The following is a 16910-nucleotide window of genomic DNA, read 5'->3' on the forward strand; positions in this document are numbered from 1 at the left end:
GGAACTCATCGCTCGCCGGCCGACCACCTCGCGACCGCCCGGGCGAGGATCGCTCAGCCCACCGTGATCCGCTCGCCCTCACAGGGCGCCGAGGGCTCCTCCGCCCCATGGCGGCGGTCGATCAAGGCCAGAAGCGGGCCGGTCATCGACGTGGTGACGACCGCCGTCACCAGCAGCGCCAGATACAGACCCGAGGTGAGAACTCCCGCGCTGTATCCGGCCTGGAGCAGCACGATCTCGGTGAGCCCCCGGGTGTTGAGCAGGACGGCGACGCGCAGTGCCTGGGCGTGCCCCTCCCCGCCCAGGTGCGAGACGGCGTAGCCCCCGCCGACCTTGGACAGTACGGCCAGGGCCGTCGCCAACAGCGCCACCAGCCAGGGGACACCGCCCGAAGCCGTCCATATCCGCAGCCCGGTCGCGATGAAGAAGACCGGCACCAGCCACAGGCCGAGCGTGGACACCCGGCGCACCGGTGCGTCCCAGTGCGGTGATTCCGGCGGGATCATCAGACCCACCACGAACGCCCCGAAGATCGCGGTGAGCCCCCTGGACTCCGCCACGTCCGCCGCCAGGAGCACCCACAGGCCCAGGGCGACCGCCATGGGCCAGGGCCACCGGGCGCACAGCCGCTCGACCGGGGACGTACGCAACAGGCGGCGGCCCAGGGTAGCGGCGAGCGTGCCGGCCACCAGGACCGTGGCCGCGTTCCCCACGCCTCCCGCACCGGGGGTGGCGATGGCGATCACCACGGCGAGCAGCAGCCAGGCGACGGCGTCGACGAGCGCGGCCGAGGTCAGCGAGAGCCGCCCGGCGCGGGTCGCGGTCAAGCCCCGGTCGGCGAGCACCCTGGCCAGCACCGGCACCGCCGAGACCGCGAGGGCGATCGCAAGGAGCAGCACGAACGCCACGGTCGGGGCGGTGCCCCGCAGGGACGGCCGGTCCAGCCATACGAGCCAGCCGCCGAAGGCCGCGCCCGCCAGCAGGGACGGGACGAACGTGCCGAGCGCCGTCCAGGCGACGGCCCGGTCCCGCAGGCGGGCGGCGTCGAGGCGCAGCTCGTGCGCGACGCCCACGAGGAACAGCACCAGACCGGCGTGCCCGAGGTCGCGCAGCGGCCCCAGCACGTCGGGCGGCAACAGAACGGACTGCGCCCTCGGCCAGGCGAGGCCGAGGAGCGCCGGCCCCAGCAGCATGCCGAACGCGATCTCGCCGACGACGCCGGGCTGCCCGAGGCGGCGGGCGAGCCGCCGCCCCAGGAATCCGACGACCAGGAAGGCCCCCAGTGCGGCGGTCACATGCACCGGCACGGGGAGTGTCACCCGCCCACCGCTCCCTCACCCGCCCCGTCGGCGCCCGGGCCGTCCGCCGTCAGGAAGCCGACGACGCGGCGCACCACGGCTTCGTCGCGCAGCACCTTGGTGTGGCCGAGGTCGCGCACCCGCATCAGTTCGGCCCGCCCCCAGGCCGCGACCAGCGCCTCGCTGTCGGTGATGGGCGACTCCGGGTCGTTCTCGTCGTGGACCACGAGCAGGCGACCGGTGAACTCCCGTGCCGCCAGGGCCGGTTCGATGGCGTCGAAGGAGATGCCGAGCCAGTCCTCGGCGCGGGCGCGGACCAGTGCGATGGCCTCGGGCGACACCTGCATCACCTCGCCGGAACGACGCCAGAGGCTGGTGTAGCTGCTGATGGGGTTCACGAACACGGTCCGCTCCAGCGCGACCCCGCGTGACATGGCGTAGGTCGTGGCCGCGGCGCCCAAGGAGTGGGCGACGACGGCGTGGAAGGGGCCGAACCGCTCGTTGGCCGCCTCGACCGCCCTGGCGAAGTGGATGACGGAGGACTCGGCCCCCTCCGACTCGCCGTGACCGGGAAGGTCGGCGACGACCACCGCGCAGCCCGCGCGGGCGAGCGCCTCCGCGAGGACGGTCAGATGCCCGGCGTTGCCGGCCCAGCCGTGGACCAGCAGAATCCGCCGCTCGCCCTCGCCCCAGAGATAGTGGACCACCTTGCCGCCGTCGACGACCTCGACCTCCTTGGCGGCCTGTTCGAGGATCGGCCGGGTGGCGTTCGGAGGCTGTGTCCGCATCGGCGTGAAGGCCAGCCGGCGCAGCTTCTCCGTGGTGTCGGTGTCCAATTCGATGCCCCTTACTGTGTCTCACAGACTCCGCAGGTACGCGGAGATGATCTTTCGTACCCCGGGCGCTTCCACGATGTCGAAGTGCCCGGCGCCCTCGACGAGTCGCACCGTCGACTGGCGCCATTCGGCGTGCAGTTGATCGGCGTGGGCCGGCGGCACATAGTCGTCGGCCGTGCCGTGGATGACAAGCCCGGGCACGTCGAGGTCCCGGACGGCACGGAGCGCCGAGTACTCCTCCCACACCGTGCCGCCGAACCTCCGCTCGATCGCGCGGGTCAACTCCCGCACCCGGTCGTCGTCGAGGGCGTTCACCTCGGCGAACTTCTCGACCAGGAACCTTTTTTCGACCGGGGCCGAGATCGACACCACGGCCCTGACGTGCACCCCGGCCTGCCACGCCGTCAGCGCCCACAGGCCGCCCATGGAGTGGCAGATCACCGCGTGCAGGTCCGGGAGCCTGCCGTACAGGGCGCGCAGCAGGGAACGTATCTCGGCGGGATCGCCCGTGCTGCCCAGCGCCTCCCCGTGCGGCGGCACGTCGAAGAGCACCACCCGGTAGCCCTGGTCGAGAAGGTCCTCGGCGATGGGCACCATGCTGCCCAGATTGGTGTTGAGGCCGTGGACGAGCAGCACGGCGGGGCCACTGCCGCTCTGGAAGTACTTGTAGAAGCGGCCGTCGGCCTTGACGGTGTGTGAGCGGCACCGATTGAGGAACGCCTTCGCGAACGGATCGTGCGGCAGCTTCACGACCGTGTAGAAGCGCTCCACGAGGTCGTCCACGGATTCGGATCGGATCACAGCGCCTTCCTCAATCGGTGTCGGGTATTCACTTCGCCCGTGTCCTTGCCGGGCCCTTCAGCGGCCCGGCTGCTCGCTCAGTGCCGCCAGGCACCGCGCGGCCCGCTCCGGAAGGACGTACTCCCCTTCCTTCGCGATGCGGTCGTACAGGGCCTCGACCCGCTCGTAGTGGGCGTCGAGGTTCTGGTCGAGGAGGTGGTACTCGGACTTGTTGTAGATGCCGAACTGGAGGTCCGTCATCAGGCCGAACGGATCGATGTCCGCCGCGCTCCGGGATCCGCCGAACACCAGGCGCAGGAACTCGTCGACGCTCTCGTAGCCGAGCGTGGCGAGCAGGAACTCGATCGACGCCCACTTGCGCCTGACCTGGTGGGCCCGCTCGGCCGGATCGACGATGAAGTCCAGGCCACTGGTCATGCCCTTGGGGTAGTGCACCTTGTTGAAGCAACGCAGGTCGATGGTGAGACGGTCCTTCGTGGTCCGGGGCAGGGTGCTGTCGGCGTGGGCCCGGTAGTTGTCGAAGACCAGGGCGTCGCCCACCCGGCTGTCGCAGTAGTACCCCGGAGACGGCTTGTCGGCGTACGTCTTGGCCCAGTACATCGCCATGAGGTAGTCCCGCACCGAGGGCAGGTCGAGCTCCGACAGCTTGCCCTCCAGGAAGAGGTACAGGGCCTTGTCGACGGCCTTCTTCTCCTCACCCTCCAGTCCGCACTCCAGCATCCTCTCGTAGACGTACGGGAGGTTCGGGGCCTCCAGCTCGGCCTCCTCGAAGATCACGAAGGGCTGCCGGCTGAGCGGGGTCGGGGTCAGCGCGGTGTGGAAGCTGCGGTACTCGGTGGGGAAACCGAGCCGCTTCTTCACCAGGGACGGGATCTGAAGGGCGATCGAGCTGGCCGCGTGGGTGCCGTACGGACGCTTCTCGGCCGGCACGATGAAGGCGTTCACCACCGCCGTCTCGACCTCGGGGAAGTGCTCCTGGACGATGTCCTGGTTCAGGTCGTAGAAGCGCTTCGCCGAGGGCACGAACAGCACGCAGTTCTCGAACATGGTGGACACCGGGAAGTAGCTGCCGATCGAGGCGGCGGCGAAGCTCTCCTGGATCACCGCCTGGCAGCGCAGCTGGCGCGCCAGGTTGTCCGCCAGACCGTCGTCCAGACGCATCGGGACGACATGGGTGGGGTGCGACTCGGGGCGGAAGCAGCTCGTGTTCAGCGTCCGGTGCGGGGGCAGCCGGAGCTCCAACTCCCCTTGGTCGACGCGGTACTTGTCGAGGACGGGGGACAGCTGCTCGGCGTGCACCGCCGCGGAGGAGTGCAGGAAGGTGCCGGTCTTCTGGTAGGTCCCGGTGACGGTGGCGTCGTCGTCCACCGTCGCGCCGGGCGCCTGGGTCGCGTCGCTCATGACGTGGTGTTCTCCGCTCGGTCCGAAGTGTTGATGCGGTGCACATAGGTGCGGACGAAGTCCTCGTCGATCGGCGGCGAGGGGTAGTCCAGCGCCCCGAAGACGGCGCCGCCCACCGGGAGGGCCGCGAACATGTCCACCAGGCCCTGCGCGGTGAGGCCGTCCACCAGAGCGGCGATTCGCGCCAGTGGGCCGGTCGGGTGGCTCGCCGCGAACTCCAGCGCTCGCAGGCGCCATTGGTCGAACGGGACGACCTCGGCCCCGCCGCCGGCGGCACCGACCATCTCGAAGAACCGGTCGAAGTCCGGGGCGCCGGAGTTGACGAAGTCGTAGTCCTGGCCGATGCGCCCCAGGTCGTCCGTCATCGCCCCGGCGATCGTCCGGCAGAGATAGTCCACCGGAAGCACCGCCGTGAGGTCGGTGGCCACCGACGGGAAGCTCCCCATCTCCAGACCACCGGTGATCAGGTTGTGCAGGAAGTCGCCGCGGTCGAGCCGGAAGTGGCCGGTGCGAGTCGAGGCGCCCACGAACGGCAGCCGGTAGGTGGAGGCCTTCGCGCCGCGCCAGCGGGCCGCGGCCACCATCTGCTCCGCCTGCCACTTGGAGGTGAGATAGCCGTACTCCCGGTCGTCCTCGGTGACCTCGTACCCCAGGTACTTGGGCAGCGTGGCGAAGGTCGACACGAAGTGGAAGGCCTTGCCGCGACCGCGCGAGGCCAGACGCAGCGCCTCGTGCGTGCCGACCACGTTGGGTCCGACGTAGTCGTCCAGCGGACGCATCCAGTCCACCAGGGCGCCGGAGTGACAGATGGCGTCCACCTGGTCGGCCAGTTCGTCGAAGTCCTCCTCGGCCAGGCCGAACAGCGGCTGGGCGAGGTCACCGACGACCGGGTTGAGCAGCGGCGCGAACTCCTGCCTCCACAGCCCGTAGCCGTCGAGGGCGGTGACCAGGCGCTCCATCGCCTGGCGGGCGTCGTCCGCCCGCACCAGGCAGTAGGCGACCACCTCGGAGGCGAGCAACTCGTGCAGCAGATAGGCGCCGACGAAGCCGGTGGCGCCGGTGACGAAGACCGCCTCCGGACGTACCGGCGCCGCCGCCGCGTTGTCGAAGCGCAGATCGGGGTGGAGGCAGCCCTTGCGGGCGGTGGACAGATCCGGGCCCGGGCCCTCGGCGGTCGCGGCGGCCGCCGGGACCGTGGCGGGTTCGGGCGCCGCTTCGAGCCCCGCCTCCAGCAGCTTCTCCAGCAGGAAGGCGCCGAGGGAGGTCAGGTTGGGGTGGTCGAAGGCGATCTTCGCGGGCAGGGCGAGCCCGGTCAGGTCCGCGAGCTGGTTGCGCATCAGCACCGCGGTCAGCGAGTCGATCCCGATGTCCTGGAGCGACACGCTGACGTCCACGGCCTCCGGCGAGGCGAAGCCCAGGGTCTTGGCCACCTCGGCGCGGACCACGCCCAGCACGACGGCCCCGTACTCCTCCGGCGTCGCCTCGGCCAGCAGCTTGCGCAGGTCCGTTCCGCCGCCGGCCCGGGACCGCTTGCCGGAGTTGGCGCTGAGCAGCGTGCGCAGCAGCGGCGGTATGCCGCCGCGGCTCTCGTAGTAGTGCTGGACGCGGTTCAGGTCCAGGGCCGCCGCCATCGTCAGGGCGCGGCCGCTCCGGACGGCGAGCTCGAACAGTTCAAGGCCCTCGTCCGGTGCCAGCCGGTCCAGGCCGAGCTGGGCGAAACGCGCCCGGTCGAACTCGCTGAGCCCGGCCGCCATGCCCCCGCCCTCCCAGGGCCCGAACGCCACCGAGGTGGCCGGCAGACCCTTGGCCCGGCGCAGATGGGCCAGCGCGTCGAGGAAGGCGTTGGCCGCGGCGTAGTTGCCCTGGCCGGGCGCCCCCATGACGCTCGCGATGGAGGAGAACATCATGAAGAGGTCCAGCTCCCGGTCCTGGGTCAGCTCGTGGAGATGCCACAGGCCGTCCACCTTCGGCAGGAAGACCGCGTCGAACCGCTCCGGCGTCAGATCCGTCAGGGCGCCGTCGTCCAGCACACCCGCCGCGTGGACCACGCCGCGCAGCGGACGCTCCTCGCCGAACAGGGCCATCACCGCGCCGACGTCGGAGCGATCGGCCGCGTCGCACGCCACCACGGTGGCCGTGGCCCCCCGCTCGGCCAGCTCATCCACCAGGGACCGCGCGCCCGGCGTCTCCATCCCGCGGCGGGAGGTCAGCACCAGGTCGCGTACGCCGTGCGTGTCGACCAGCCACCGGGCCACCTGCCGGCCCAGATCGCCGGCACCGCCCGTCACCAGCACCGCGCCGTCCGGCCGCACGAACTCCCGCCGCTGGGCCGGGACCAGGACCACCTTGCCCACGTGCCGGGCCTGGGCGATGAAGCGCAGGGCGTCGGAGGTGTGGGTCATGGGGAAGGCCCGCAGCGGCAGTGGTGCCAACGCGCCCTGCGTGAACAGCTCGGCGATGGAGACCAGCATCCGCTGGATGAGGTCGGGGCCCGCCTCCGGCAGGTTGTAGACGGTGTAACTCACTCCCGGGTGGCTCTGGTCGATGGCCGACTGCTCGCGCACATCGATCTTGCCCATCTCCAGGAACCGTCCGCCGCGGCCCAGCATGCCGAGGCTCGCGTCGATGAACTCGGTGGCCAGGGAGTTGAGCACCACATCGAAGCTCGCGCCCTTGTCGTCGGCGGCGGCGCCGAAGTGCTCGACGAAGCCCAGATCGCGTGAGGACGCCATGTGAGCGTCGTCCAGGCCGAGTTCACGCAGCGCGGGCCACTTGGGCTCGCTCGCGGTGCCGTAGACCTCGGCGCCGTGCAACCGTGCGAGCTGCACCGCCGCCATGCCCACACCACCGGCCGCCGCATGGATCAGCACGCGCTCGCCCGGTCGCAGGGCGCCCAGTTCGTGCAACCCGTACCAGGCGGTGAGGAAGGTCATCGGGATGGTGGCGGCCTCCTCGAAGGTGAGGTGCTCCGGCATGCGCACCACCTGGCGCGCGTCCGTGACGACCTCGGAGGCGAAGGAGCCGCGTGCCAGGCCGAGGACGGCGTCACCCACCTTCAGCTGGTCGACGCTGCCGCCGACCTCGGTGACCACACCGGCGAACTCCAATCCGAACGCGGGGATCTCCACCATGCCCAGGGCGTTGAGCACATCGAGGAAGTTCACCCCGGTCGCCCTCACCTCGGCCCGGATCTCTCCCGGCGCGAGCGGCCGTTCGGGCAGGGACTTGACCGTCAGCGGCTCGTCCAGGCGGCCCTTGGCGGCGATCTCCAACTGCCAGCGGCCCTCGGCCGGAAGCTGGAGGTCCTGGGCCGAACCCACCCGGGCCAGTTGCGGCACCAGCACCTCGCCGTGGCGCAGGGCGCACTCCGGCTCGGCCTCCAGCATCAACGCGGCGGGCAGGGCCTTGCGGTCCGCCTCCGCATCGCCGAGGTCGATCATGCGCAGCCCCAGTTCGGGGTGCTCGTTGCGGGCGGTCCGCATCAGACCCCACAGCGGGCCCGCGCCGAGCCCCGAGACCATGTCGTCGGCGCCGGTGCCCACCGCGTGGCGGGTGACCCAGACCAGCGGGGCGCGGAACTCCCTGCCCACCGCCTCCTGGAGCTGCTCAAGCCCCTTCGCGGCGAACGCGTGCGCCTGGGCCGGCACTTGGGCGTCGGAGTCCCACAGACAGAGCAGACCGTCCAGGTCCTCGGCGTCCTCCAGGTCCCGTACGTTGATCACCTGGATGCCGGAGCGCGACAGGAGGGTCTTGGCCTCCCGCGCCCACGAGACGTCTCCGGCCGGGGTCATCAGGCCCCAGGAGCCGCCCAGTTCGACACTGGCCGTGTCCACCGGGCGCCAGTCGACGTCGAACTGGAAGCGGTCCACCCCGGCCGCGGCCAGCCGGCGCAGCACCGCCCGGTCCACCCGACGCGCGTGCAGCCGGTGCAGCCGGCCGACAGGGGCGCCGTCGGCGTCATGGATGTCGAGGGAGGCCCAGAACTCGCCATCCCCCAGCTCGAATTCGGCGACCCGGACCCAGATCTCGCTGAGGCCCTTCACCCGCAGCGACAGGCGCTCGGCCTCGAACGGCACGAACAGGTCGTCACCGGTCCGGTTCTGGAGCCGCTGGGTCAGCAGCAGCGAGTGCATCGCCGAGTCCAGCAGCGCCGGGTGCAGGACGTAGCCCGCGGCGCTCTGCTCCGCGCTCTCCGGCAGCGCGGCCCTGGCCCACACCTCCCCGCCGACGTGCCACGCCTCCTTGATTCCCTGGAAGACCGGCCCGTAGCCGTAACCCAGGGCGTCCAGATCGCTGTAGAGAGCGGACGCGTCCAGGGGCTCGGCGCCCGGCGGCGGTACCGTCACCGCCGCCCCGCCGGCTCCTTCCGCGGGCGTGATCCGGCCCTCGGCGTGCAACTGCCAGGCGCCGTCCTCGCCCTCGGGCGCGCTGTACACCTGGACGGGACGGCTCTCACCGAGTGCCTGCCCCACGGTGACCTGCAACCGCGCCGGCACCCCCGGGGCGAGCACCAGAGGCGAGGCGATGACCACGTCCGACAGGTCCCACTCGCCCTCGTGGGCCGCGTCCCCCGCCGCCCGCATGGCCTCGAAGAACGCCGTGCCCGGCATCAGGACGGCGTCCATCACCCGGTGCTCCTGCACCCACACCGGCTGGTCCGCCGCCACCACGGTGGTGAACAGCGACAGTTCGGTGCCCGCGATCTCCACACCGCCACCGAGGAGCGCGTGGCCGGTCGGGTCGAGGCCGGCACCGACCTCGCGGGTGAGCGGCGGCTCGAACCAGAACCGCTCGCGCTGGAAGGCGTACGTCGGCAGCGCCACCCGCTCGCCGCCGAAGGGTGCGAAGAAGCCGTCCCAGTCGACGGGCACACCCCGCACATGCAACTCGGCCAGGCTCCGCTGCGCCACCGAGGAACCGTCCCGGCCCGGGACACAGGACGGCACCCAGGACACCGGCCCCTCGTCGGCCAGGCAGGACGCCCCCAGACCGGAGAGCACGGGCTGCGGCCCGAGCTCCAGGAAGGTGTTGACGCCCTCGCGGCGCAGGCCGCGCATGCCGTCGCTGAAGCGGACCGCGTGGCGCACCTGGCGCACCCAGTACTCGGGCCGCTCCAGCTCGCCCGGCGCCGCGAGCTCACCGGTGAGGCTGCTGACGAGGGGGATCACCGCGGGCCGGAAGCGTACCGAATCCGCCACGGCCCGGAACTCGGCGAGCATGCCGTCCATGTGGTGCGAGTGGAAGGCGTGGGACACCGTCAACCGCTTGACCCGGCGGCCCCGCTCCGTGAAGTGGGCCGCGATCGCCTCGACGGCGTCGGTGTCACCCGACAGCACGGTCTGCGTCGGGGTGTTGAGTCCGGCGACGTCCAGGGTGCCGCGCAGGCCGAGGGCGTCGATCGCGGCCTGTGCCTCCTTGCCGTCGGCTTCCAGCGACACCATGGCGCCTCGGGCGGGCAGCGCCTGCATCAGACGGCCGCGGGCCGCGACCAGTCGGCAGGCGTCGTCCAGGTCGAGGATCCCCGCCACATGGGCGGCGGCGAGTTCGCCGATGCTGTGGCCGAGCAGCAGCTCCGGCCGCACCCCCCAGCTCTCCCACAGCCGCCACAGCGCCACTTCGAGGGCGAACAGGGCGGGCTGGGTGAAGTCGGTGCGGTTCAGGAGGGCCGCGTCCGCGCTGTCCGGCGCGGACCACATCACCTCCAGGAGCGGTCGCTCCAGCGCGGTGAAGCGCCCGGCGACCTCGTCCAGGGCGGCCCGGAAGACGGGGTGGACGTCGTAGAGGTCCTTGCCCATGCCCGGCACCTGGCTGCCCTGGCCGGTGAACAGGAGGGCCAGCCTGGGCTCCTCCGCGTGGTCGCCGGTGCGCACCGAGTCCGCGGGAAGTTCCCCGGTGCGGGCGAACGAGGCCAGCCTGTCGAGGAGTTCGGCCTTGTCCTTGGCGAGCACCACCAGCCGGCGGCGGAAGTGGGTGCGGGTGGTGGCGAGGGACCGGGCCACATCGCCCAGCCGGTCCTGGATGTTCATGCCCAGGTGCAGATGCAGGTTCTCCACCTGCTGACGCAGGGCGGCGTCGCCGTGGCCGGACACCACGAACGGCAGCGTGGCCGGCAGCGGCGCGGGCGCGCCCTCCTCGACGGCCCGGGGGGCCGGCCGCGGCGGCTCCTCCACGATCACATGGGCGTTGGTGCCGCCGATGCCGAACGAGCTGACGCCCGCACGGCGCGGCACGTCCTTCGCCGGCCACGGGCGCTGCTCCCGGACCAGCGCCATGGCGGCGCCCTTCCAGTCGACGGCGGGGGTGGGCTCGGCGACGTGCAGCGTCCGGGGAAGGGTGTCGTGGCGCATGGCAAGCACGACCTTCATCACACCGGCGAGACCGGCCGCTGCCTGAGTGTGGCCGAGGTTGGACTTGGCCGAACCGACCCAGAGCGGCTCCTCACCGGAGTGGCTGCCACCGAAGACCTCCGCGAGCGCGGTGCCCTCGATGGGGTCGCCCAGCTTGGTGCCGGTGCCGTGCGCCTCCAGGTAGTCGATGTCGTCCGGCTGGAGCCCTGAGGCGGCCAGGGCGGCGCGGATGACCCGCTGTTGGGCGGGCCCGCTCGGCGTGGTCAGGCTCGCCGCGTGGCCGTCGTGGTTGACGGCGGTGCCGCGCAGCACGGCCAGGATGGGGTCGCCGTCGCGCTGGGCGTCGGACAGCCGCTTGAGCACGACCGCGGCCGAGCCCTCGCTCCAGCCGGTGCCGTCGGTGTCGGACGAGAACGACCGGCAGCGGCCGTCCGCCGACATGCCCCTCAACCGGCTGAACTCGACGTGCAGTTCGGGGGTGAGCATCAGACTGACACCCGCCGACACCGCGAGATCGCACTCGCCGTCGCGCAGCGCGTTGCAGGCCAGATGGGTGGTGACCAGGGACGAGGAGCACGCCGTGTCCAGGGTGAGGGTCGGGCCCTCCAGGCCGAACACGTACGACACCCGGCCGGACATCGTGCCACCCGCGGAACCCGGGCCCACATAGCCGTCCAGGTCGGTGAGCCCGCCGGCCATGGTGAGGCCGTACTCGTGGTACGCCGAGCTCTTGCCCACCCCGACGAACGCGCCGGTCCGGCTGCCGCGCAGCTGGTCCAGGGTGTAACCGGCGCGCTCGAACGCCTCCCAGGTGGTCTCCAGGACCATGCGCTGCATGGGTTCGAGGGAGCGGGCCTCGCGCGGGGAGATGCCGAAGAACGGGGCGTCGAAGAGGTCGATGGGGGTGGCGACGAAGCCGCCCCGGCTGCAGTACGAGGTGCCGGGCACCTCCGGGTCGGGGTTGTACAGGGCCTCCGCGTCCCAGCGGGTCTTCGGCACCTCGACGATGCCGTCACCGCCGCGCTCCAGCAACTCCCAGTACTCCTCGGGGGTGTTGGCGCCCCCGGGGAGGCGGCAGGCCATGCCGATGACCGCGATGGGTTCGTCCCGGTCGGCGCGCCGCCGGTCGGGCACGACCTCGCGGCTGCTCCTGGTGTCGCCGGCCAGATAGGCGGCGAGGGACTTGACGGTGAAGTGCTCGAAGAGCTTGGCCCCGAAGACGGGCCGCCCCAGGAGTTCCTCCAGACGCGTCTGGACCCGGACGACCCGCAGCGAGTTGCCGCCGATCTCGAAGAAGTTCTGGTTGACGCCGATCCGGTCGTGGCCCAGCACGTCGGCCCAGATGGCGATGATGTCCCGCTCCAGCTCGGTGGCGGGCTTGGCGGTGGCGTCCACCTCCACGACCGGGCTGGGCAGCGCGTTCTCGTCGACCTTGCCGTTCGGGGTCAGCGGCAGCTCGTCCAGCTCCACGATGAACGCCGGAACCATGTACTCCGGCAGCCGCTCGGCCAGCCAGGGGCGCAGCACCCGGTGCAGCGGGGTCCTGGGCCGCTCCCCGGCCAAGGGCGTGTTGGCGTACGCGTCGAGGGCGTCGCGCTCGCGCGCCTCGGCGGGCCGGGGGCTGAGGTCCGGGGTCTGGCCTGGCCGCCAGAACAGGGCGTCGCAGCGCCAGGCGTCGCCGGTCCGGCCGGGCAGCAGGGCCAGCTCCAGGCCCGCTTCGTGGGCGAGGCCCGCGAGGTCGGCGGGGTCGATCCAGGTGCCGGGCGCCGCCGAGGTGTGGGCGCCCCTGATCGCCAGGGCCGGCGCGATCCGTGCGTACACCTCGCCGAGGCGGCCGTTGGGGACTCCGGTCAGGCGCAGCGGGCGGTCGGCGAGCGACCCCAGCTCGGCGCGGAGCGCCGCCAGGTCGAGGCCGTCGGCCTCCCAGTCCTTCTCCGCCGCTGGGGTGACGGGCCGGGTGTCCTCGCCGATGTGCAGGGTGACGTCGTAGCGGTAGCGCGTCATCTCGTTGACGTAGCGTCCGTCGCGCAGGGCGATGTCGACGCGGCTGATCCGGGGGAACAGGTGCGGAAGGTTCGCGAAGTAGTCGCGGCTGAGCACCAGTTCGCGCTCCGCGCGCATCCCGCGCTCGGTGCGGCGGGCCAGCTCCTCGGCGGAGATCTTGCCGTCCGCGCGGAACTGCGCCACGTCGGCGTGGAAGACGTCCAGGGTCGACAGGTCGCGTACGTCACCGAGGAACACCCGTCCCCGGGTCACCGCCTTGGTCGCCCACTCCAGCACCGAGGTCAGATAGTCCACGCCGGGGAAGTACTGGGCCACCGAGTTGATGATCACGGTGTCGAAGGCGCCCTCGGCCACCTCGGGCAGTGCATGGGCGGCGTGCTGCTCACACGTCACGTGCGGCAGGGAGGAGAGGTGGCGCCGGGTCATCTCGACGGCCGCGGCGGAGGCGTCCACGGCGTGGTAGGTGCGGCAGTGCGGTGCCAGGCCGAACAGCATCAGGCCGCTGCCCGAGCCGATCTCGAAGACGTTCTCCGGCCCGTGCGACAGGATGCGCCGGACGGACCCCTGCTGCCAGTCGCGCATCTCCCCGTTCGAGAAGGGGAGGTTGTCGTAACTGTTGCGCCAGCCCGCCAGGTTGAACGTGGCGTCCGCCACGACGGTGTCCGGCTCGGAGGGGGCGGGGTCGGCTTCGTAGGCGCGGTCCCAGGCGGCGGCCCACTCGGCGAGGGCGGCACCGCGGTCGCCCGTGGCCGCGGGCTCCCCGGGAGCCGTGTCGCGGACGCAGTAGGCGACCAGGTGCTCGTCGCGGCCGACGACCACCGCGCGGCGGACCGACTCGTGACGGCCGACGGCCGCCTCGACATCGGCCAACTCGATGCGGTGGCCGCGCAGTTTGACCTGCCGGTCGTTGCGTCCGAGCAGGACGAGACGGCCGGGTTCGGCGAAGCGGGCCAGGTCGCCGGTGCGGTAGAGGGTGCCGGGGTGGAAGGGGTTGTCCGCGAACCGGAGCCGCGTCTGGTCGGGGTCGTTGCGGTAGCCGCGGGCGACTCCGGCGCCGCCTATGCACAGCTCCCCGGGGAAGCCGGGGGGCACCGGCGCGAGGTTCTCGTCGAGGACATAGACCTGGGTGCGGTCGATCGGACGACCGATGAGGACACCGTCCCGCTCGGCCCGGGCCGTCACCTCCCACACCGTGGACCACACGGTGGTCTCGGTGGGCCCGTACATGTTCCACACCGAGACCGGGGCTCCAGCGGCGAGCAGCCGGTCCGCCAGGTCGCGGGAGAGCGCCTCACCGCCGCAGAGGATCTTGCGCAGCGTGGGCGTGCCCCGCCAGCCTCCGTCGAGCAGCAACTGCCAGGTGGCGGGGGTGCCTTGCATCATGGTGATCGCATGACGCTCCATCAGGCCGCTCAGGGCCTTGGTGTCCAGGGTCTCCTGGGCCTGCGCGATGACCGTGGTCGCGCCGCTGAGCAGCGGCAGGAACAGTTCGAGCACGGAGATGTCGAAGGACACGGTCGTCACCGCGAGCAGCCGGTCGCCGGCGGCGCAGCCCGGGCGTGCGCGCATGGCGCCCAGGAAGTTGCTCAGCGCCCCATGGGTGATCTCGACGCCCTTGGGGCGTCCGGTCGAGCCCGAGGTGTAGATGACGTACGCCAGGTCGTCGGCGCCCACCTCGACCGCGAGGTCCTCCTCGGCGCTCCGCTCGGCACCCAGGTGGACGCTGACACAGCGGGTGTCCCAGGCGGCGAGGCCGGCGGGGACGGACGCGGGGGTGACGATGAGCTTGGGGTCGGCGTCCTCGATCATCTGGCGGATGCGTTCCGCCGGGAACCTGGGGTCGACGGGCACATAGGCGGCGCCCGTCTTCAGGACCGCGAGGAGGGCCACCACGAGGTCGATCGAGCGGTCCAGGGCCACGCCGACCAGGTCGCCACGGCCGACCCCCCGCTCGGCCAGCGCCTGGGCGAGCCGGTCGGCGCGGACATCGAGCTCGGCGTAGGTCAGGGCGGTGTCCGCGCAGATCAGCGCGGTGTCCTCGGCGTGGTCGCGCGCGGCCCGCTCGAAGAGCCGGTGCAGGCCCTGCTCGGGAAGGGCCTCGGCGACGGCCGTGTCGTTGAACTCCTCGATGAGCAGGGCGCGTTCGTCCGCGGTGAGCGGATCGACGGCGGACGCGAGCTCCTCCGGCGCGGCGGCCAGGCGCCCGCACCACGCGCTGAACTGACCGGCCAGGCGCACGACGTCCGGGGCCGAGAGGCGATGGGCGTCGTAGTGGAAGGAGACGAGCGCGCCCTCCTCGGCACCGTCCCGCCGGACGTGCAGCTCCAGTGGGGGACGCGGGCTCTCGCTGCCGTGCTCCGCCGCGTCGCGGGCGCCCCAGGAGATCAGCACGTCCGGTGTCAGGGCGCCGCTGTTCCAGCGCTCCCTGAGCGCGTCGTCCCGGCCGATCGCGTCGCGGCGGATCCAGCCACGCTGCTGCCCGTGGGCGAACTCCTGCCGCACCGCCCGCAGGTTCTCCGCGATCGTCGCGCCGGCATCGAACCGGCACGGCAGGGGCAGCCAGGCGGCGAAGAGGTCCCGGTGCGCGGTGTCGACGTCCTCACGAGGGGCCGCCATCGCGAGGTGGACGTCCCCTCGCCCGCTCGCCCGGCCGAGGAAGACGCCCAGTGCGCCCGCCAGTTGGGCCGCGGCCGCCATGTCGCTGGGGTCGTCGTCCTGGAGGGGGACCCGGCACCGCACGAGGACGGGATCCGCCTGGTGTCCGGTGTCCTGCGGGTGGGTCTCCGTGCGGGGTTCGGGGTGGGGGAGACGGTAGGGGTCGTCACCGCCGGCGATCAGCCGCTCGCGCCACCGCGCGGAGGCCTTGGAGGCGCGGACGCCCGCCTCGGTCAGGCGGGTGCGCGCGGCCTCGTCGGGGAGGTCCAGGAGCGTGCCGCCGCGGATCGCGTGGGCCGCGGCGACGGCGCCGGGGGACCGGTCCTCGCCCTCCAGGGTGCACAGCCGGGTCAGGGTGACGCTGCCCTCACCCGTGGCCACCCGCAGCCCCGACGCGTCGTCGTGCGAGAGGACCGTACCGGGCGTGGCGGCGACATCGTCCGAGGCGGCGCGTGCTTCCCGTACGGCATAGAAGTGCCCGCCGACGCCGATCTTGGGCCACACCAGTGGGCTCGCGAACGGCCCGTAGTCGGTGGCCCGGACCAGGGCGGCGACGCGCTCGGCCGGAAGACTCCAGTCGATCAGCCCCTCGGCGGCGAACTGGGTGTGCCGCGAGAAGTAGCGCCGCGCCGCGGCGTCCTGCGGGACCCCGCTCTCGCGGCCCTCCGCGATCTCGTCGATGAGTCCGGCCAGGCCGGCGACGGCCGCCTCGTCGCACCGCAGGCCCAGCGACAGCGCGGTGTCGTCGGGCTCGATCGCGACCGGTGTCCGCCTCAGCACCTCACCGCCGTCGACCACCGCGGCCATGCGGTGCCAGGTGATGCCGTACTCGCGAGCCCCCTCCGCGATGGCCCAGGACGGGGTGTGCAGCCCGGAGTAGTGGGGGAGCGGGCCGTAGTGGTAGTTGACGGCGCCCCGCGTCGCGCAGGCAAGCAGCGCCTCGGGCACCACCGCGTAGTTGCCGACGCTCAGCAGCAGGTCGCAGGAGAGGGCGGGTGCGAGCGCGACGGCCTCGGCGAGTTCGTGGTGGGCGATGCCCGCCTTGATCGCCCAGGACCGGGCGGTGGCGTCATCGGTCACCACGGCCGCGATCCGGTGGCCCTTCGCCACGAGTACCTCGCCGCAGCGAGCCAGGACGCTTCCGCTTCCGATCAGGACGGAACTCAAAGAAGTCAAAGCCATGTCTCCCCCGTGATGGCCTGCGGCGCGTCCAGGAGCGCCACCCGTCCCGGGGCGGGGGCAACGGCCGCCGAGGCAGCCCGGTGCGGGCTCCACAGGTGCCGGACGAGAGCGGGCGCGCGGGGCCGAACCCCGTGCACCCGTGCCGATTCCCCCCGAGATCGAGCGACGTCCGCCTCACGCCGTCCTGCGGGCGTGAGTCGATCGCGCTGTCAGGAATGCCAGTACGCCAAAGTGCTGAACTGCCGAAGTGCGCAAGTGAGTTGTGCGAAATCACTGTCGTGCAGAAACGCTGTGGTGCAGCCGTACGGAAACGGTGTCGTGCGGACGCGCAGACGTATCAATGTGCTGAACGGCCGCACAGTAGAGGTGAGTTGACGATGATGGGG

5 protein-coding genes are annotated in these 16910 nt (G+C 72.2%); all 5 read right to left on the bottom strand.

The window, feature by feature from the left end:
* Positions 1-53 precede the first annotated feature (53 nt).
* From N4G70_RS08545 to N4G70_RS08565, 5 genes are read right to left on the bottom strand one after another with little or no spacing between them, the layout of a single operon-like run.
* Positions 54-1319, bottom strand: coding sequence for a cation:proton antiporter (locus N4G70_RS08545; RefSeq protein WP_261711876.1), 1266 nt, complete (start codon positions 1317-1319; stop codon positions 54-56).
* Positions 1316-2134: an alpha/beta hydrolase gene (locus N4G70_RS08550; RefSeq protein ID WP_261711877.1), complete on the bottom strand. Its 819-nt coding sequence runs from the start codon at positions 2132-2134 to the stop codon at positions 1316-1318. The genes N4G70_RS08545 and N4G70_RS08550 overlap by 4 nt, the downstream gene beginning before the upstream one ends.
* Positions 2135-2155: 21 nt before the next feature.
* Entirely contained in the window at positions 2156-2935 is a 780-nt protein-coding gene (locus tag N4G70_RS08555; RefSeq protein WP_261711878.1) for an alpha/beta fold hydrolase, read from the bottom strand.
* Positions 2936-2992: 57 nt separating this feature from the next.
* Positions 2993-4336, bottom strand: a complete 1344-nt coding sequence (locus tag N4G70_RS08560; protein ID WP_261711879.1) for a hypothetical protein — start codon at positions 4334-4336, stop codon at positions 2993-2995.
* Positions 4333-16524 carry a polyketide synthase gene (locus tag N4G70_RS08565; RefSeq protein ID WP_261711880.1) on the bottom strand — a complete coding sequence of 4064 codons (12192 nt, stop codon included), beginning with the start codon at positions 16522-16524 and terminating at the stop codon, positions 4333-4335. The genes N4G70_RS08560 and N4G70_RS08565 overlap by 4 nt, the downstream gene beginning before the upstream one ends.
* Positions 16525-16910 lie beyond the last annotated feature (386 nt).

The organism is Streptomyces sp. ASQP_92 (assembly GCF_025399895.1).
Taxonomy (GTDB): domain Bacteria; phylum Actinomycetota; class Actinomycetes; order Streptomycetales; family Streptomycetaceae; genus Streptomyces.

Bases quoted from the DNA above. Each gene is read 5' to 3' on its own strand.
- N4G70_RS08560 (WP_261711879.1), bottom strand. From the start codon at position 4,336: ATGAGCGACGCGACCCAGGCGCCCGGCGCGACGGTGGACGACGACGCC.
- N4G70_RS08565 (WP_261711880.1), bottom strand. From the start codon at position 16,524: ATGGCTTTGACTTCTTTGAGTTCCGTCCTGATCGGAAGCGGAAGCGTC.